Source organism: Oceanococcus atlanticus, assembly GCF_002088235.1.
GTDB classification, from domain to species: domain Bacteria; phylum Pseudomonadota; class Gammaproteobacteria; order Nevskiales; family Oceanococcaceae; genus Oceanococcus; species Oceanococcus atlanticus.
Genome location: NZ_AQQV01000001.1, coordinates 398653 through 415720, shown reverse-complemented (window position 1 = coordinate 415720; position 17068 = coordinate 398653). Strand labels below are relative to the sequence as shown.

The window sequence follows — 17068 nt, the reverse complement described above, 5'->3', positions numbered from 1 at the left end:
GCTGCGGCGTGAGTGCTCAGGCTTTAGTGATCCTGGCCGTCGGCATGCACATGGCCATGCTCGAGTTCCTGCGCGGTGGCTTCACGCACGTCGGTGACGGCGATGTCGAAATGCAGGTTCTGGCCGGCCAGATCGTGATTGCCATCCACGGTGACCTGGCTGTCTTCCACCGCAGCGATCCGGACCAGCATCGGGCCCTGGGCGCTGTCGGCCTGAAAGCGCATGCCGACTTCCAGAGTGTCGATGCCTTGGAATGCTTCACGCGGCACGACCTGGACCAGTTCCGGGCGGTGCGGGCCGTAGCCCTCGTCCGGGCTGACCGTGACCTGGAAGCTGTCGCCTGAACTGCGACCGGTCATTTCCTTCTCCAGACCCGCGACGATCTGATTGTGCCCATGCAGGTACGCCATGGGTTCGCGACCGGAGGAGGTGTCGACGGTTTCACCGGCGTCGTTGCGCAAGGTGTAGTCAAAGCTTACGACGGTGTTGTCGGCAATTTGCATCGTGTATTCCGTTTACGGCGGGTCAGGGTAACGCGGATGACGCTTCGCGCCCAAACTGACCTGTCGCTAGAACGCCCAGTGACCGTGGGCAAATTCGATCGCCATGGTGGTGAAGATGGCCAGACACAGCACATCCATGGCGGCGCGCAGCCAGGCTGTGCGTGCCAGCTCGGCCATCAGGATGAACAGCGGGAAGATCACCAGAATGTAGCGCGGCAGACTCAGCGCCCAGCCGGTGCTGGTCATCAGCAGCAGGTTGCTGGCTGACCACAGACCCGGGCCAACGCCAAGGCGCCAGAAGGCGAAGATGCTGGCGATCAGGCCCAGTGCCACCGCAGCGAGCTCGAACACGCCCATGGTCCAGTAGCGGCTTTTGTCCCACTCCAGGCGTTGCCACAGATCGGCCAGTGCGGTCAGTGGTGTGCCCGGGGCCTTGTGCCAGTGACCACGTTGCACCTCCAGAAAGTGCAGGGCGTTGTCGTACAGCCACCAGTTGATGGCCAGGTATACGGCCAGGCCGCAGGGTATCAATGCGGTCCACAGCCAGGCCGGATCAAAGCGCCGCTGCTGCTGCCACAGGCGCATGATCTCCCAGCCCACAACCAGGCCGATCAGCATGCCGTTGATACGGGTGGCGCACAGCAACATGCCAAGACCGCCAACCAGCAGCCAGCGTTGATGGATCAGGGCCACCCACAACCATAGCAATGTGGCCATGAACAGCGCCTCGGTATAGCCGATATGCAGGAAGTAGGCGGTGGGAAAGATCAGCAGGTACCACACCGCGCGATCGGCTGTTTCGACGTCGCGATAGTGGCGGACCAGCTGGTGCAGGGCGACGCACGCAGCCAGGGCACTGAACAGCGAGATCAGCAGTGCGCTCATGTAGGCATCGCCGGTGAGCGGCGTCAGCACCCGGACCAGGGCCGGGTAGGCGGGAAAGAACACGATGAACAGGCCCAGCTCGCCATGATTGCTGTAGCCGTGGCGGGCCAGATCAAGGTAATGCGGTGTGTCCCAGCGGTTCCACATGGCAAAGCTTTGCCACAGCGAGCCGGTCTGGCTGTTGTTGATGATTTCCACCGACCAGATGCCCAGCAGCCAGACCAGCACATGGGTGATCGCAAGCAGTGTGAGGCTGAGCCCCAGTGCGCGCCACAGCGCCGGGTGGCGGCGCGTCAGCGTACTTGGCGTCAACCCGGTCATGGCTTCGGTATCAGGGTCTTGGTTTGAGTTCGGCGCAGCTGTGCGCGCCCTTACCGATGCCTTCGAAGGCGCGACATTCTATGCGTCGGCCCGGGAGCTGGCGGGCGATGGCGCGGGCCATGTGGGCGGTGATGTGCTCGACCGTGGGCTCGGCTTCAATCGGGCAGCTGCGGTTTTGAGGCAGCTCCAGCTCGAATGCGCCCTGACTGGCTTGATAGGCATAGCGGTGGCGGCTGCCGCTGATGCTCAGATGTTCCTCCGAGCCGATGTAGCGGCCGTCGAAACGCTGTTGCCAGTCTGTTTCCAGCTGGTGATGGCGCTCGCCGTCCACCTGGATGTCAAGCCGTGCCCGGTGGCCGTGTGCCATGCGTTGGCAGTTGCCGCTGTGCTGGCGCAGACCATGGCAGTAGCGGTACGGGCCCTGGTGGTGTGCCGGGCTGAGGGTCAGGTTCAGATGTGTGATGTTGTCTGGCAACAGCGCGCGTAGCGGGGCGGCCAGGGTGGCAGCCAGATGCCCAGCATCAATCGTCGGGGTGTCGAGCAGGGCGAAGCTGCTGGACGGGGCCCGGTAGTGCCACTCTTCGCTGGCGGCATTGCGCAGGCTGATGGTGCTGTGTCCGCTTTGGTTGTGCAGCTCTGCGGCCTGTGCGGCGTTGAGCAGCAGGCGGTGATCGATCTGCTCGTCCAGGGCTTGTTTGAGCACACTTTTGACCACCCCGAAATCACACAGCATGCCGTTGTCAGCCAGCTCGCCGGCCAGTTCGGCGTCGACCCGCCAACTTTCCCCGATCAGACCCTGCAGCGGATCGAACCAGGCGCAGTCAAGGTGGGTGAAGTCGGCAATGAATAGGCGGGTTTCGAGTTTCATCGCTGGCATTTTACGCCGCCTTGCGCGCGCAGGTCACAGAACCCGCGGTGGTGCGCGGGCACCGCGGTGCTCGAAACGGGTAAAATCGCCCGCCTCGATAACCGGATGTGCACATATGTTCACTGTCCGGGTGGTTTACTGCAGGACACTCATGACTCAGATTTCCCGACTTCAAGGCGCCGGACCGCACCGACTGCAGCGCTCCCTGCGTCTGCTGCGCAATGCGCACGATCGTGTACGTCACAGCGCCCGGCTCAATCAGGCCGGGCAGACCCCTTACGAGGTCATCGCGCGCCACGACATCATCAGCCTGCGCCACTATCCCGGCGATGCCGACAAGGCCCTGACACCGCTGGTGATCGTGCCGCCGCTGGCGGTCAATATGCTGATCTACGATCTGTTTCCGCAGCGCTCGCTGGTGCGGCATCTGCGCGATCAGGGCTTTCCGCTGTATCTGATCGACTGGGGGCGTCCCACGCGTGCCCATGCGCACTGGCGGTTTGCCGACTATCTGCAAGATTTCCTGCCGCGCATGCTGGATGAAGTGCGCCGCCACAGTGGGCAGCAGGAGCTTTCCCTGCACGGCTGGAGTCTGGGCGCGATGTTCAGTTACGCCTATGCAGCCCTGGGTGACCCGCATATCCGCAACGTGGTACTGCTGGGGCCGCCGTGCGACTACCACGCGCCCGGCGGGGTAAGTTTTCAGAATCGTCTGGTGTCGCGCCAGATGAAGCAGATTCGCCGCCTGACCGGCTGGCGCATCCATGCCAGTCGCCCGGGCCTGTGGCACGTGCCGGGCTGGGCCAATGCCATGGCCTTCAAGCTGGCCAGTCCGGCCGGCACCCTGCGGGGCTATACCGCTTTGCTGGGACGATTGGATGACCGCGACTACGTCAGCGAGCACGCCACCCATGGCGCTTTTCTGGATGACATGGTGGCCTATCCCGGCGGTGTCATGCAGGACATCGTGCAATACCTGGTGACCGACAATGTGCTGGCCGCAGGGCGTCTGCCGATTGCCCAGTGCAAGGCCAGCCTGGCCGATGTGAAGGCCAATGTGCTGATTGTGGTTGGTGACAAGGACCCGATCGTCACACCGGCGGCGAGTCGCCATCTGATCGGATTGATGCCGCAGGCCGAGGCCGAGTTGCTGGAGGCGCCCGGCGGGCATATGAGCATTGTCAGTGGTAGTCAGGCGCCGCGCGCCATCTGGACGCCCGCGGCGGCGTGGCTGCGTGGGCGCAGCACGGTCAGGCGCGCGGCGTGATACCCCAGCGTTACAGCGCCTACGCCTTCTCGTTTTTCATGTCCCTGCTGATGTCGGGGATCATGTCGCTGGTGATTTCGTTGTTCAACGTGGGCTGGGTCGACGGCATCGCCATGATCTGGCTCAAGGCCTGGGCCTTTGCTTTTGCGGTCGCGTTTCCGACCATCATTGCGGTGACCCCGCTGGTGCGCAAGCTGGTTGCGCTGGTGGTGCGGCCCGACTGAACGAGCCAACGCTCCGGCGCGCGCTGCGGCCGGAGCGTTGCTGTACTGATCAGGCGGCGGCGGTGCTGGCGGTCTGTTGCGCCGTGGCCTTGCCGGTGAAACGGTTGCCCCGCACAAAGGTGCCGGTGTCGTTGAAACGCACACCCATTTCACGCATCACCTTGTGCGCCGCCGGTGCTGTCCACTGGCGGATGTAGAACGGTTCCTTGACCACGAAGTGATGGATCGCGTGGGTGCTGCCGAAATTGAAGCAGAACAGCTGGAACGGCAGCATCCACCAGGGCTTGAGCACCTGGGTCTGCTGCATGATGTTGCCGTCCTCCACATCACCGTAGTAGTGCATGTTGGAACTGACGAAATGCAGGCAGAAGGTGCGCAGAAAGCTCGGCAGCATCCAGGTTACGGCCAGAAAGTTGAGCACGCCCACGGTGGAAGCGGCCCAGCCGGACAGTTGCAGTGGCTGGCCGATCGCCACGGCGCCCAGGGCCACGGCGTGATACGCCAGCCAGCCGTGCCAGGCCAGGTAGTACAGGTTGCCCAGCGGGAAGTAAGCGCGGCGCTGCTCTTTGATCAGCGCATTGAGTTCGCGTTTGTCCTTGGGGTTTTGGGCGGCAATGTAGGCGCGCACCATTTTGTAGGTGCTTTTGGGCCGCAGGTAGATCGCCAGCATGTTGTCGCCGGTCATCAGCAGACGCTTCAAGCCCCAGCGCTCGCCATTGGTGATGCCGCGCTCTTCCAGATCCGATTCGGTGCCGGAATGCTTGTGGTGGTGCAGGTGCACGCGGCGACGGACCAGCGGGCTGACCGTGCTGGGCCGGGCGATCCAGCCGATGATCAGCATCAGCGTATTGATCCGGGGGCGCTTACGGAAATACATCAGATGGATCAGATCATGCTCCAGTTCATGAATGAACGAGGCAAAGATCGCCACCATCGGAATGCACAACCACCAGGCCACAAGACCCAGGTAGTAGGCATAGGCGGTGCCCAGCATGCCGGCCACTGAGAGCAGCATGATGGTCACGCCGATGGCATCCTGATGTTTCAGCCACGGGTTGCGGGCACGCAGGTCCTGACCGGCTTGCAGCACGACCTGCTTGATGCGCGCGGTTTTCTCCGCGTCGCTCATTTGATCCACGGGTTTGTTGGACGACATTGCGTTTGTCTCCACATTGGTTTGCAATGGAAACAAGCGTAGACAAACCACAAACCGGTCGCGCGGCTGTGCGCGCCAAATTATTGTCCCGAGACGACACCACGCGGTTATGACTTCTCATGCCACCTCTCTGAGCAGTTGGTCAGCGGCGATCAAGGCCTGCCTTGATGAGCGCGGGCTCGACAGCACCGCACTGTTCGCCCAGGCCGGCCTGGACATGGCTTTGTTGGCCGACCCCAAGGCGCGTTATCCGCTGGATGCGACAACCCGCCTGTGGGCCTTGGCCATTGAAGCCACTGGCGATGAAGCGCTGGGTCTGAGCGTGGCCCGGCATGTGCGTCAGACCACCTTTCATGCGTTGGGTTATGCGGTGATGGCCAGTGCCACACTGGCCGGCGCGTTCGAGCGCATGGTGCGTTACTTCCGCGTGGTTACCGATGCCGGTGAGTTGTCCTGTGGGCCGTGTGAACAGGGTTATTGCTACCGCATTTCACCGCTGCCAGGCAGCCAGCAGCCCGCTGATGCGTCGTTGGACGCCTTCATGGCGGTGATCATGCGCACCTGCCGGGCGCTGGCCGGGCGTGATGTGGTGCCAAAGGCGGTGCACTTCCGGCGTCCGCTTCCGGCCGATCCGGGACCGTACGAGCGTCTGTTTCGCGGGCCGGTGGCGTTCGCGCAGGCACAGACCGAAATTGTTTTCGATCACGCTGTGGTGCTGGCCCCGTTGCCCTACGGTAATGACGAACTGGCCCGTCACAACGATGAAATCCTGACCCGTCTGCTGGCGCAACAACAGCGCGAAAGCGTGCCCGCGCGGGTGCAGGGCTTGATCGCCCAGCGGCTCAAGGACGGTGAGCCGTCACCCGAGGCGATTGCTGGCGAGCTGCATCTGAGCCTGCGTCAGTTGCAGCGCAAGCTCAAGGAGGAGGGCACCAGTTTTCGTGACATCCTCGACGCCACCCGCCACGAACTGGCCTGCCGTTATCTCGCTGACGAGCATTACAGTCTCAGCGAAATCACCTGGCTGCTCGGCTTTGGCGAAACTTCCAGTTTTACTCGCGCATTCAAGCGCTGGGAGGGCATGACGCCAGGGGTATGGCGGCGCCGCGACTGCTAAACTATGCGGCTGTTTGTCCAGCCTTACTCGCATGTCGGTCATTACCCGTTTCCCGCCCAGCCCCACCGGTTATCTGCATCTTGGTGGCGCACGCACCGCCCTGTTCAACTACCTCTATGCGCGCCAGAGCCAGGGCAAGATGATCCTGCGCATCGAAGACACTGACCGCGAGCGTTCCACCGAAGAATCGGTTCAGGCCATATTCGATGGCATGAACTGGCTCGGCCTTGAACATGATGAAGGGCCGTACTTCCAGACCCAGCGTTTCGAGCGTTACAAAGAGGTGATTCAGCAGCTGCTTGATCAGGGCGAAGCCTACCCGTGCTTCTGCTCGCGCGAACGGCTCGACAAGCTGCGTGAGGAGCAGATGGAGCGCGGCGACAAGCCCCGTTATGACGGACATTGTCGCGGGCTGGAAACCTTCGACATGGATGCTGATGCGGTGATCCGCTTCAAGAACCCGCAAAGCGGTACGGTGGCCTGGGATGATCTGGTCAAAGGGCGCATCGAGATCTCCAACGATGAGCTCGATGATCTGATCATCGCGCGCAGCGATGGCAGCCCCACCTACAATCTGACCGTGGTGGTGGATGACATGGACATGGGCATTACCCATGTGATCCGTGGCGATGATCATGTCAACAACACACCGCGCCAGCTCAACATTCTGGATGCCCTGGAAGCCGATCGGCCGCACTACGCGCACGTGCCGATGATTCTGGGCAGCGACGGTGCACGCCTGTCCAAGCGACATGGCGCGGTGTCGGTCATGGCCTACCGTGAGGAAGGTTATCTGCCCCAGGCCATGCTCAACTACCTGGTGCGTCTGGGCTGGTCGCACGGCGATCAGGAGATCTTTTCGCTTGACGAGATGATCGAGAAGTTCGACCTGCGTCATGTGCAGAAAGCCGCTGCGCGCTTTGATGCGGACAAGCTGAAATGGATCAATCAGCACTACATCAAGGCCAGTGACCCTGCTGATCTGGTTGATGAATATCTGTGGCACATGGGCCGTCTCGGTACCGATACGACAGCCGGCCCGGCAGCGGTCGAGGTCATTCGCGCGCATCAGGAGCGGGCCAAAACCCTGCTCGAAATGGCCCAGAGCACGCAGTTCTATTTCCAGGCGCCAACCCAGTATCAGGACAAGGACGCCAAGAAGCATTTCAAGACACAAACCGCCGATATTCTGGCCGCCCTGCTGGAGCGTAGTCGCGCGCTGCCACAGTGGAGCGGGCAGGCCATGCACGATGTGGTGCAGGCTGTGGCCGAACAATTCGAGGTTGGCATGGGCAAGGTTGGTCAGCCGGTACGCGTGGCCTTGTCCGGTGCGGGCAACACGCCGTCGCTGGATGTCACGCTGGATCTGGTCGGACGCGAGCAGGCCGAGGCCCGCCTGGCGGTCGCGATCGAGTGGATTCGCGCCAACATCGCATGATCTGGCGTCTCGCCACGCTGTGTTTGTTGTGGCTGGCAAGCCTGGCCGCGGCGGCTGAGCCTGTCGAACTGCGCGGGCCGCTGATGCAGGGCGGCCTGATCATAGGTCAGGCGCCTGCCGGCAGTCAGGTGCGTCTGGATGGTCAGGCGTTGCGAGTCTCGCCACAGGGGAACTTCGTGTTCGGCCTGGGGCGTGATCACCCCGCCCAGATTGATCTGCGCGTGGTGCTGCCGGACGGCGCACAGTGGCAGCGTCGTCTTAACATCGCCAGTCGCAGCTATCAGATCCAGCGTATTGATGGTTTGCCGCCAAGCAAAGTCTCACCGGATGCTGAGGCGCTCAAACGCATACGGGCCGAGGGCGCGCAGGTGGCCGGTGCACGCAAGACCGACGCAGCCCGGGTGGATTTTCTGCAGGATTTTGTATGGCCGTCGGTCGGGCCGATTTCCGGCGTTTACGGCAGTCAGCGCATCCTCAACGGTCAGCCGCGCCGCCCGCATTACGGTGTGGACGTGGCCGCGCCTACCGGCACGCCAGTGGTGGCGCCTGCGGCCGGTGTGGTGACCCTGGCGCATCCGGACATGTACTACTCCGGTGGCACGCTGATCGTGGATCATGGGCATGGGGTGTCGTCCAGTTTTCTGCATCTCAGCCGTATAGACGTCGAGGTTGGCCAGCGCGTGGAGCAGGGCCAGAAGATCGCCGAAATCGGTGCCACAGGGCGGGTGACGGGCGCGCACCTGGACTGGCGTATGAACTGGTTCAAGCAGCGTATCGATCCGGCGTTGCTGGTGCCCGACATGCCGCAGGCGAATCCGCCAGCGGGCGAAATGTGATGCGAATCACGCTTGTCTGAGCGCAATCGGCGGCACCGGTGCGAACTGTGCGCCGCTTCACAGACCTTTTACAGCACTGTACGCATCCTGGAGGCGTCTCCTCCAGTGAGGCTGGTGCCTAAAAAACAGCCTCGCATCCTTAAGCCCGCGGTGCTTCCCCCGCGGGCTTTTTTTGTGTCGCATGTGGATCGTCGTGACGATGGATGCGCAATGCCTCATCCACGGCCAGGAATGGCAGTCCCAGGGCGCGTAGCCAGTCCAGCCCCGCGCTTGGTCCCATCAGCATGGCGGTGGTGCTGGCCATGCCGGCAACGATGCACTGTTCGGCCATGACGCTCACAGCACTCAGCCCTTGGCTGGGCCAGCCTGTGCGCGGATCCAGAATGTGGTGATAACGCTGGCCGTTAGCGATGAAGCTGCGTTCGTAGTCGCCGCTGCTGGCCACGGCGCCCGCGCTTATCGGAAGCTGGGCGATGGCCTGAGCCGCGCGTGGATGCTGGATGCCCACCTGCCAGGGTTGGCCATCAGGGTGGGGGCCGAGCACGCAGATGTCACCGGAGAGGTCGACCAGGCCATGTTGAACGCCAGCCTGGCGCAGGCAGCGGGCCGCGCAGTCAGCCGCATACTCTTTACCAAAGCCGCCGAAATCGATCTCCATGCCATCGCGTGGCAAACTCAGCAGCGGTGCTTGCCAGCGCATCTGATGCCAGCCGATCAGGGGCAGCAGCTTGGCGATATCGCTGCTGCTGGGTATTTTCGCAGCCCTGAAATCCCAAGCGCGGCGTAAAACCCCGGCGCTGATATCAAACAGGCCCTGGCTTTGAGCGTAAGCGGCGTCGGCGAAATCCAGCAAGCTACAGGTTTCCGGATCCAACTCGGCGCTGCTGCCCGGCGCGCATGCGTTGATCTGGCTGATCACGCTGTCGGGCTGAAAACGTGAGTACTTGTCCTGGATGCGCCGCACCTCCTGCTCGGCGGCGGCTGCGATTGCTGCAGCATCACCATCGGAATAGAAATGCAGCGCGCAGGGACCGGCCATGGCGCTGAAGCGGTGAACGTGCAAGGTACGCATGAGCGTTGCTGTGCTGCGATGCCCGGATGCGGCAGCCTGACGATCGCGGTGCCCGGGTTAGCCCGGTGGCCAGCTCAGGCTACGACCACCAATGATGTGCAGGTGCAGGTGGAATACGGTCTGGCCGGCTTTCTCACCGTTGTTGATGACCAGCCGGAAGGCATCGCCCAGGCCTTGCGATTCGGCGATCTGCGGCGCCACGCGCAGCATGTGTCCGAGCACCGGCGCGTCCTCGTCGGTGGCATCGCACAGACGCGGAATCGGTTTGCGCGGGACCAACAGGATGTGCATCGGGGCGGTCGGGTTGATGTCACGAAAAGCCACGCACTGATCGTCTTCGAACACGATGTCGCCGGGGATTTCTCCGTCGATGATTTTCTCGAACAGGGTTTTGCTCATCGCTGTTACATTCGCCAGAATAGAACCTGCGCGAAGGGTGTCGCCATTTGGCTTCCGGCGCAAGTTGGGCAGGGGAGTTTTGAACGCATTTTTTCGCTGGCTGCAAGAAAACGATGAGCGTAAAGGGTGGCGCATTGCGCTGATCGCCCTGGTGGTGCTGAGCGCCGGTTTCGGCCTGCGTGACCCTTGGCCACCCAACGAGCCCGCGCTGGCCCTGATGGCCAAACACATGGCTGAGAGTGGTCAATGGCTGATTCCCTATCTCGCCGGCCAGCCCTTCGCTGAACATCCCCCTTTTGCGATCTGGTTGCAGGCTGCGTTTTACGACGTGATCGGTTCGGTGCGCTGGAGCTTTCTGATCCCGGCATTGCTGGCCTCGTTTGGCACCTTGTGGCTGGTTTACGACCTGGCCAGCAAACTGTGGGGGGCGCGCACCGGACGTCTGGCCGCCACTGCACTGTTGTGCAGCTTCCAGTTCATGGTGCAGGCCCACCGGGGCCATGTCGACGCGGTGCTGATGTTCTGGACCACTTTGGCGCTGTACAGCTTGCTGCAGTACATGCTGCTGGAGAACAACCGGCGCTGGTTGACCCTGGCCGGTATCGCGATGGGCTTCGGGGTGCTGACCAAAGGGCTGGGCTATCTGCCGCTGCTGATGCTGGCGCCATACATCTGGATGTACCGGCAGCGCTGGTCATCGTTGCCGCGGGACCGCAGCCTCAGAGCGCTGTGGCAGGTGCCGGTGTGGTGCTTGATCGTGGTCCTGGCCTGGGCGCTGCCAGCTCTGGGATTTGTTTCCGGGGCGGATGATGCGGCGCTGGATCAGTTTCGCCGGGATTTGTTGTTCAACTTGAGCGGTGGCTCTGAACTGCTGGATGTAAACGACCGCCGGCCGTGGTGGTATCTGCCGTTGCAGGCATTGGTGCTGTGGTTGCCCCTCACCTTGATGTTGCCCTGGAAACTGCGGATTTGGCGCGATCGGTTGCGCAGCCGTGATGCCCTGATCGGACTGTTGCTGGCCTATATTCTGCTCAGTCTGCTGGTGTTCAGCGTGGTCCCGGGTAAGCACGGTGTGCAACTGCTCAGTTTGTTGCCGGCTGCGGCATTGCTGATGGCCCCGTATATGGGCGGTTTGTGGTGGCGACCGGGTGTGCAGACACTCAGTGTGGCGAGCTTGTGGATGTTCAGCGCACTGGCGATTGCAATAGGTGTGCTTGGCCACGAGCCGCAGCTGCTGGCCGATGTGCTGGAGCGGCCGGACGATGTGTCGAACCTGCTGTGGAATTTCCTGCTGACCCTTGGGGTTATGGGCATTGTTATCAGCCTGGTTTTGCGTGGTCGTTCACGCGCGTTGGGCCTGCCGGTGTTCTTTTTCCTGGGTTGGTTGTTGCTTGGTTTCTGGGCGTATCCGACATTGAACACGGTACGCACGCCCAAAGTTATCTTTGCCGCAGCTGAGCAGCATCTCGGGCCACGGGATGAGTTCGGCAGCTGGAATTGGAGCCCGCAGCTTGAGCTGTTCAGTGAGTCGCGCGAGCTACAAAGGCTGGACAACCCCAAGCAGGCCCTGAACTGGGTTGCACAGGCCGACCAGCGCTGGTTGCTGGTTGATGCCCAGGAGCTGGCCCGTGTGCAGGCGACAGACAAGCGCAGCTGGCAAAGTCATGCGCTGGGTCGTCGTCACCGTGTTGACTGGGTGCTGGCGCGTCCGCTCAGTCCACAATTGCCGGATGATGCTCCGGCGGTGCCCCCAGCATCTCACGGTGACTGACCGGCTGTTTGCCATCCGTGTCTTTGAGGTCATATTCCAGGGCTAGCTCGGCGCCGATGTAAACACCGCCGGTTTTCTCCATGCGGGCCGGGTCGCGATAGAGGTGGGCGATGAGTTGTCCGGTGAATTGCGGTGTTTCGGCGATCTCCCAGAACCCGGCATAGGCGTCCGGCGCCTGGTCCATCGCGGCGCGTGAGCGCTCGGTGCGCAGCATGCCCATCCAGATCGAGACACAGGCCACGTCAAACGGCTTGAAGTCCACTGCCATATCGCGGGCGAATTTGTCCGTGCCGGCTTTCTGGGCGCCGTAGGCGGCGCCATGCATGTAGCAGTTGGCGCCAAAGGATGAGGTGAACACGACCAGGCCACGACGCTGTTCCAGCATCAAGGGGGCGGCCAGTCGGGTGGCGATGTAGGACGAACGCAGACCGACGTCGAGGATGTCCACCAGCGCTGCGGATTTTTCCCAGAACGGGCCTTTGACGATCAGTTCGTCGTGCAGGAAGGTGGCGTTGTTGACCAGGATGTCGATGTGGCCATGATCGCGTTTGATCTGCGCGAACAAGGCCTCGACCTGGGCATCATCAGCGTGGTCGCAGACCACCGGTATGCCGGTGCCGCCGGCCGCATCGATGGCTTCGGCGGTGGCGTAAATGGTGCCGGGCAGGGGCGCATCGCCCTCCTGCTTGCTGCGCCCGGTGACGTAGATCGTCGCGCCCAGCGCGCCGAGCGCTTCGGCTATGCCCTTGCCGGCGCCACGTGAGGCGCCGGTGACCACGGCCACAACATCGTTCAGCTCAATATTCATTTTTGTCTCCTGGGTGGGGCGTGGGTCTTTGAGGCTGTTTTAAAGCACCTGACCTTGCGCCGCTTCGCGGTGCCCGCCAGCCCGCATGGCTTTGTGCGGTCGACTCGACAAGACATCCTGTCTTGGCGAGTCTCAATCCGTCGTCCTGACGGATTGCCCGCAGTCGCCATGAGTGCTGCCGGCGCAACGTCTTTATGGTTGCTTTAAAACAGCCTCAAAGACCCAGCTCAACAGTGCGCTCAAGACCCTGTGCGCAGTTCGAATTTCATAACCTTGCCCGAAGCGTTCATGGGCAAAGCCTCGATTTGCTCAATGCTCCGCGGGGCCTTGTAGTTAGCCATGTTGTCGCGGCACCAAATGATCAGTTCTGCTTCATCGATACGCTGGCCCGGTTTGGCCACCACGAAGGCTTTGCCGACTTCACCCATGCGCGCATCCGGCACGCCGACCACGGCAACCTGGCTGATCGCCGGGTGGCCGGCCATGATGTTTTCGATCTCTGCCGGGTAGCAGTTGAAGCCGCCGCAGATGTACATGTCCTTGAGCCGGTCGGTGATACGGATGTAGCCGGAAGCATCGAGCAGACCGACATCGCCGGTGTGGAACCAGCCGTCGGGATCGATCGCCTCGGCGGTGGCCGCAGGGTTGTCGAGGTAGCCCTGCATGACGTTGTAACCGCGCACCACAATCTCGCCGGTTTCGCCCTGCGCGACCGGCTGGTTGTCGCTATCAACAATGCGCACCTCGGTCTCGGGCACCGGTTTGCCGCAGGTGCTGACAATGGTCTCGGCGGAATCGCCCGGATCACACAGGGACACGATGCCGCAGGTTTCGGTCAGGCCGTAGCCGGTCAGCACGATGTCGAAACCCAGGTCCTTGCGTACACGTTCGATCAGCGAGGGGGCAACCGCCGCAGCACCCGTAATGGTGGCGCGCAGGGATGAAAAATCGCCGCCAGACAACGCCGGGTCATCCAGCAGGCTGATGAAGATGGTCGGCGGGCCGGGCAGCACCGAAACCTGATGCTCGGCGATGCGGGCGATGATGCCGGCGGCATCGAAGATCGCGTGCGGCAGGATGGTACAGCCGCACAGCAGCCCCCCAAGCCACCCGACCTTGTACCCAAAGGCGTGAAAAAACGGGTTGGCAATCAGATAGTTGTCGCGAGGCGACAAGGCCATGCGATCACACCATTCGGCGACCACCTTGAGGTTCTGGCCGTGGTGGGTGATGACCCCTTTGGGTTTGCCGGTGGTCCCGGAGGTAAACATGATGTCCATCACGCTGTCGGCGGACAGCGCAGCGCTACGCTGTGCGACCTCGTCGCTGCTGATCGCGGCGCCGCGCTGGATGAAACTGGCCCAGTCGGTGTCGCCTTCGCGCGCACTGCACATCACGATGATGTCGGTGAGGCTGGCCGGGCGGTGCTCACCAAGCAGGCTGGGATAATGCTGGCCCAGAAAATCCCCGGTGCACAGCAGCAGCTTGGCCTGGCTCTTGTCCAGAATGTAGCCGGCTTCGGCGCCTTTCATGCGTGTGTTGATCGGCACCAGAGCCGCGCCAATGCTGTGAATGGCAAGCCCGGCGATGACCCATTCGGCGTTGTTCTGGGCCCAGATCGAGACCCGGTCGCCGGCCTTGATACCGCTGGCGATGAGCGCGCGTGCGGCGTCAATGCGCGCCAGATCCAGCTCGGCGAAGGTCCAGCGCCGGCCGTCTTCGGCAATCATGGCGCAGTGCTGCGGCTGGCTGGCCACGATGTGGTTCCAGGCCGCGGGAGATGTGGGGTGGCGAAAACTCATGGCAACAAAACGTCCGGATTATTCGGGGTAGGACACGCTGATCTTGTCCGAGCGCAGGATGGCCTGGCAGCCCAGCACCCAGCCCTGCTCAAGATCGTTCTGGTCGAGCACCTGGTTCTGGGCCAACTCGACCTCGCCGGCATCCAGATGACACATGCATGCGGCGCAAGCCCCCGCGCGACAGGAGTAGGGCGCATCCAGCCCGGCCTCTTCCAGGGTGTCGAGCAACAGCGCGCCCTGCTTGCCTTCGACGGTGTGCGTTTCGCCATCCAGTTTGACGTTGATGGTCACGCTGGCCGCGTCTGCGCTGCCGAGGGCTTCGGCAGGCGGCGTGTCGGCATCATCAGGCAACGACACGAAGCGTTCGATGTGCACCTTGTTGCGCGCATAGCCCGCGTCATGCAGGGCGGCTGCTGTGGCATCCATGAAAATGGCCGGGCCGCACACAAAACAGTCCGCATTTTCCCAACCCTGGGTCTGGCTGGCCAACTGGGCCTGCGAGGGAATGCCCTGCACGCTGTCCAGCCAGTGCACAATCTGCAAACGTTGCGGATGCTCGCGCGACAGGCGGGCCAGTTCCTCGGCGAAAATCACCGAGCGTTCGTCACGGTTGGCGTAGATCAAGCGAACATGTCCACGTCCGGCCAGTAGCACACTGCGCAGGATCGACAGCACCGGGGTGATGCCTGAACCGCCTGCGAACAGCAGAAATTCGCCGTCCAGATCGCGCGGGCAGAAAATTCCGGCCGGCGCGGCCACCTCAAGCGTGTCGCCGGCGGCGAGGTGATCGCAGATCCAATTAGAGGCGCGGCCGTCGACCACCCGCTTGATGGTCACGCGCAGCGGTTCGTCCAGATGTGGCGAGCTTGATGCGGAATAGCAGCGCGGCAGATTCTTGTCGCCGTGCGGCACATGCAGGGTCACGAACTGGCCCGGTTTGTAGGCAAAGCTGTCGCGCAGTTCGCTGGGCACATCGAAGACCACCGAGCGCGCGTCGGCGGTTTCCTCGATCACTTCTGCCACACGCAGCGCGTGATACTCAAGACGGCTGATGACTCACTCCTGACCGGTTGTCGCGGGTTTTGCTATGCCCGGCAGGTTAGGTGGCGCAAGACCCGCAAGCTTCGTCCAATGGGGTGATGGCCGGCGTAGTGTCACGTTGGCGTAACCCGCAAGACTTAAGCTTGCAAAGATGACTATCAAACGTACTTCTTCCGGTGGATCACGCGCGCTGTCGCGACGTGGTTTTCTTGCGGCTGGCGCGCATGGCGCCGCCTATTTCGCGCTGGCGCGTGTCCTGACCGGGTGCAATTCCGGTGGTCCGCTGGGCGGTGGCGGGCCGGCGCCGGGGCTGCATGGTCGTCTTGGCGATATTGGCCCGCTGGGCGAGCCGCTGGATATCGGCCTGCGAATTCCGCAGGGCTTTACCGCGCGGGTGATCGCGCAGGCCGGTCAGATGGTGGCCGGCACCAGCTTGCGCTGGCACACCGACCCGGATGGTGGTGCCACCTACGCAACCGATGACGGCGGCTGGATTTACGTCTCCAACCGTGAGTTCTTGCCGGGTGGTGTCAGCGCGCTGCGATTTGATGCGGCCGGCGAGATTGTCGATGGCTATGGCATCACCACGGATCTACTCACCCGCATCAACTGTGGTGGCGGTGTCACCCCGTGGAAGACCTGGATGTCGGGCGAGGAATACGACCTCGGGTTGATCTGGGAGTGTGATCCCTGGGGTGTTGAGGCAGCGCGCCCCTTGCCGGCACTGGGAATGTTCTCGCATGAGGCGGCGGCGGTCGATCCGGCCACCAATATCGTCTACGAAACGGAAGACAAGGGCGATGGCCGCTTCTACCGATTTGTGCCGGATACACCCAATATCGGCGGTCGTCCCGATCTGTCGTCCGGGCGTTTGCAGGTCATGCGCGTGCTAGACGATGTGGTTTTTGAACCGGGTCGTTTTGCCCCTGTTGCGGTGGACTGGCTGGATGTGCCCAACCCCAATCCGGTTGATTTGTCCTTGATTCCGTTGACCCCGGTGACGGATCTGCTTGCGGCGATCGACGGCAGTTTGGAGCTGTTCACGCCGACGCGCGCACAGGCGCCAGAGAGTACGCCATTCAAGGGCGGCGAAGGCATTTGGTATCACGACGGCATCATCTACTTCGGGACCAAGGGCGATCGCCGCATCTGGGCCCATGACCCCGTCGCGCAAACGCTTGCCTGCCTGTATGACGATGACGAGTACGAGAACCCGATTCTAGACTCGATCGACAACATCGTGATCACGCCGGGCGGTGACATGATCGTGGTTGAGGACAAGAGCGAGGCTAACCAGCAGGCGGTTGCGATCACGCCGGATGAGCGCATCCTGCCTCTGATCGAACTGGCGGGTCAGGAAGGCAGCGAGGTGACCGGGCCGGCGTTTTCACCCGATGGCCAGCATTTCTATTTCAGTTCGCAGCGTGGTCCCGGCGCCAATGCCACCACCGGCTTCGCCGGGGTGACTTATTGCGTGAGTGGGCCCTGGTTTCAGAATCCCGGAGCTTGATGGCCACGCTTGAACTCGCGTTAGACTGAGCTTTTACAATGCTCAGGTGA

At 62.4% G+C, this 17068-nt stretch carries 16 protein-coding genes; 7 read left to right on the top strand and 9 right to left on the bottom strand.

Going from position 1 to position 17068, the window contains the following annotated elements:
* Positions 1-23: 23 nt before the first annotated feature.
* The 3 genes from ATO7_RS01915 to ATO7_RS01905 form a co-directional block, all read right to left on the bottom strand.
* Entirely contained in the window at positions 24-503 is a 480-nt protein-coding gene (locus ATO7_RS01915) for an FKBP-type peptidyl-prolyl cis-trans isomerase (RefSeq protein WP_083559217.1), read from the bottom strand.
* Positions 504-569: 66 nt separating this feature from the next.
* Positions 570-1709, bottom strand: a complete 1140-nt coding sequence (locus ATO7_RS01910) for a hypothetical protein (RefSeq protein WP_083559216.1) — start codon at positions 1707-1709, stop codon at positions 570-572.
* A gap of 10 nt (positions 1710-1719) precedes the next feature.
* Positions 1720-2577, bottom strand: a complete 858-nt coding sequence (locus ATO7_RS01905) for a 6-pyruvoyl trahydropterin synthase family protein (RefSeq protein WP_158522995.1) — start codon at positions 2575-2577, stop codon at positions 1720-1722.
* Positions 2578-2728: 151 nt separating this feature from the next.
* Here ATO7_RS01905 and ATO7_RS01900 point away from each other — a divergent pair, with 151 nt between their 5' ends.
* Together ATO7_RS01900 and ATO7_RS01895 are read left to right on the top strand one after the other, a co-directional pair.
* On the top strand, positions 2729-3844 hold the full coding sequence (locus ATO7_RS01900; RefSeq protein ID WP_158522994.1) for an alpha/beta fold hydrolase: 1116 nt from the start codon (positions 2729-2731) through the stop codon (positions 3842-3844).
* Positions 3841-4068, top strand: a complete 228-nt coding sequence (locus ATO7_RS01895; protein ID WP_083560970.1) for a DUF2798 domain-containing protein — start codon at positions 3841-3843, stop codon at positions 4066-4068. The genes ATO7_RS01900 and ATO7_RS01895 overlap by 4 nt, the downstream gene beginning before the upstream one ends.
* Positions 4069-4117: 49 nt before the next feature.
* Here the strand turns inward: ATO7_RS01895 and ATO7_RS01890 are convergent, their stop codons facing one another.
* Positions 4118-5224, bottom strand: a complete 1107-nt coding sequence (locus ATO7_RS01890; RefSeq protein ID WP_083559213.1) for a fatty acid desaturase — start codon at positions 5222-5224, stop codon at positions 4118-4120.
* A gap of 109 nt (positions 5225-5333) precedes the next feature.
* Here ATO7_RS01890 and ATO7_RS01885 point away from each other — a divergent pair, with 109 nt between their 5' ends.
* From ATO7_RS01885 to ATO7_RS01875, 3 genes are read left to right on the top strand one after another with little or no spacing between them, the layout of a single operon-like run.
* Positions 5334-6341 (top strand): AraC family transcriptional regulator, encoded by a 1008-nt coding sequence (locus ATO7_RS01885; RefSeq protein WP_083559212.1) that lies wholly within the window; start codon positions 5334-5336, stop codon positions 6339-6341.
* Positions 6342-6372: 31 nt separating this feature from the next.
* A complete protein-coding gene (gene gltX, locus ATO7_RS01880; RefSeq protein WP_083559211.1) occupies positions 6373-7779 on the top strand; it encodes a glutamate--tRNA ligase in 1407 nt (468 codons plus the stop codon).
* Positions 7776-8615, top strand: coding sequence for a M23 family metallopeptidase (locus ATO7_RS01875; protein ID WP_083559210.1), 840 nt, complete (start codon positions 7776-7778; stop codon positions 8613-8615). Before gltX ends, ATO7_RS01875 begins: the two co-directional genes overlap by 4 nt.
* Positions 8616-8754: 139 nt before the next feature.
* Here ATO7_RS01875 and ATO7_RS01870 read toward each other — a convergent pair whose 3' ends face one another.
* Positions 8755-9687 carry an FAD:protein FMN transferase gene (locus ATO7_RS01870; RefSeq protein WP_083559209.1) on the bottom strand — a complete coding sequence of 311 codons (933 nt, stop codon included), beginning with the start codon at positions 9685-9687 and terminating at the stop codon, positions 8755-8757.
* A gap of 57 nt (positions 9688-9744) precedes the next feature.
* Complete coding sequence (locus ATO7_RS01865; RefSeq protein WP_083560969.1) at positions 9745-10086, bottom strand: histidine triad nucleotide-binding protein; 342 nt, start codon at positions 10084-10086, stop codon at positions 9745-9747.
* A 79-nt stretch (positions 10087-10165) separates the two neighbouring features.
* On the opposite strand from ATO7_RS01865, the gene ATO7_RS01860 reads away from it, so the two are divergent.
* A complete protein-coding gene (locus ATO7_RS01860) occupies positions 10166-11857 on the top strand; it encodes an ArnT family glycosyltransferase (protein WP_158522993.1) in 1692 nt (563 codons plus the stop codon).
* Here the strand turns inward: ATO7_RS01860 and ATO7_RS01855 are convergent.
* From ATO7_RS01855 to ATO7_RS01845, 3 genes are all read right to left on the bottom strand, one after another.
* Positions 11799-12665, bottom strand: coding sequence for an SDR family NAD(P)-dependent oxidoreductase (locus tag ATO7_RS01855; RefSeq protein WP_083559207.1), 867 nt, complete (start codon positions 12663-12665; stop codon positions 11799-11801). The genes ATO7_RS01860 and ATO7_RS01855 overlap by 59 nt on opposite strands.
* Positions 12666-12904: 239 nt before the next feature.
* Complete coding sequence (locus ATO7_RS01850) at positions 12905-14467, bottom strand: FadD3 family acyl-CoA ligase (protein WP_083559206.1); 1563 nt, start codon at positions 14465-14467, stop codon at positions 12905-12907.
* Between the two features lie 18 nt (positions 14468-14485).
* Positions 14486-15490: a ferredoxin--NADP reductase gene (locus ATO7_RS01845; RefSeq protein ID WP_206044757.1), complete on the bottom strand. Its 1005-nt coding sequence runs from the start codon at positions 15488-15490 to the stop codon at positions 14486-14488.
* A 169-nt stretch (positions 15491-15659) separates the two neighbouring features.
* Here ATO7_RS01845 and ATO7_RS01840 point away from each other — a divergent pair, with 169 nt between their 5' ends.
* The gene (locus ATO7_RS01840; protein ID WP_083559204.1) at positions 15660-17018 is read left to right on the top strand and encodes an alkaline phosphatase PhoX; all 1359 of its coding nucleotides are present in this window, start codon (positions 15660-15662) and stop codon (positions 17016-17018) included.
* The last annotated feature ends 50 nt before the right edge of the window (positions 17019-17068 follow it).

Excerpts from the sequence above, each read along its gene's own strand:
- ATO7_RS01840 (WP_083559204.1), top strand. The coding sequence starts at position 15,660 with ATGACTATCAAACGTACTTCTTCCGGTGGATCACGCGCGCTGTCGCGA.
- ATO7_RS01870 (WP_083559209.1), bottom strand. The coding sequence starts at position 9,687 with ATGCGTACCTTGCACGTTCACCGCTTCAGCGCCATGGCCGGTCCCTGC.
- ATO7_RS01900 (WP_158522994.1), top strand. The coding sequence starts at position 2,729 with ATGACTCAGATTTCCCGACTTCAAGGCGCCGGACCGCACCGACTGCAG.
- ATO7_RS01865 (WP_083560969.1), bottom strand. The coding sequence starts at position 10,086 with ATGAGCAAAACCCTGTTCGAGAAAATCATCGACGGAGAAATCCCCGGC.
- ATO7_RS01890 (WP_083559213.1), bottom strand. The coding sequence starts at position 5,224 with ATGTCGTCCAACAAACCCGTGGATCAAATGAGCGACGCGGAGAAAACC.
- ATO7_RS01885 (WP_083559212.1), top strand. The coding sequence starts at position 5,334 with ATGACTTCTCATGCCACCTCTCTGAGCAGTTGGTCAGCGGCGATCAAG.
- ATO7_RS01855 (WP_083559207.1), bottom strand. The coding sequence starts at position 12,665 with ATGAATATTGAGCTGAACGATGTTGTGGCCGTGGTCACCGGCGCCTCA.
- ATO7_RS01905 (WP_158522995.1), bottom strand. The coding sequence starts at position 2,577 with ATGAAACTCGAAACCCGCCTATTCATTGCCGACTTCACCCACCTTGAC.
- ATO7_RS01850 (WP_083559206.1), bottom strand. The coding sequence starts at position 14,467 with ATGAGTTTTCGCCACCCCACATCTCCCGCGGCCTGGAACCACATCGTG.
- ATO7_RS01910 (WP_083559216.1), bottom strand. The coding sequence starts at position 1,709 with ATGACCGGGTTGACGCCAAGTACGCTGACGCGCCGCCACCCGGCGCTG.
- ATO7_RS01875 (WP_083559210.1), top strand. The coding sequence starts at position 7,776 with ATGATCTGGCGTCTCGCCACGCTGTGTTTGTTGTGGCTGGCAAGCCTG.
- ATO7_RS01915 (WP_083559217.1), bottom strand. The coding sequence starts at position 503 with ATGCAAATTGCCGACAACACCGTCGTAAGCTTTGACTACACCTTGCGC.
- gltX (WP_083559211.1), top strand. The coding sequence starts at position 6,373 with ATGTCGGTCATTACCCGTTTCCCGCCCAGCCCCACCGGTTATCTGCAT.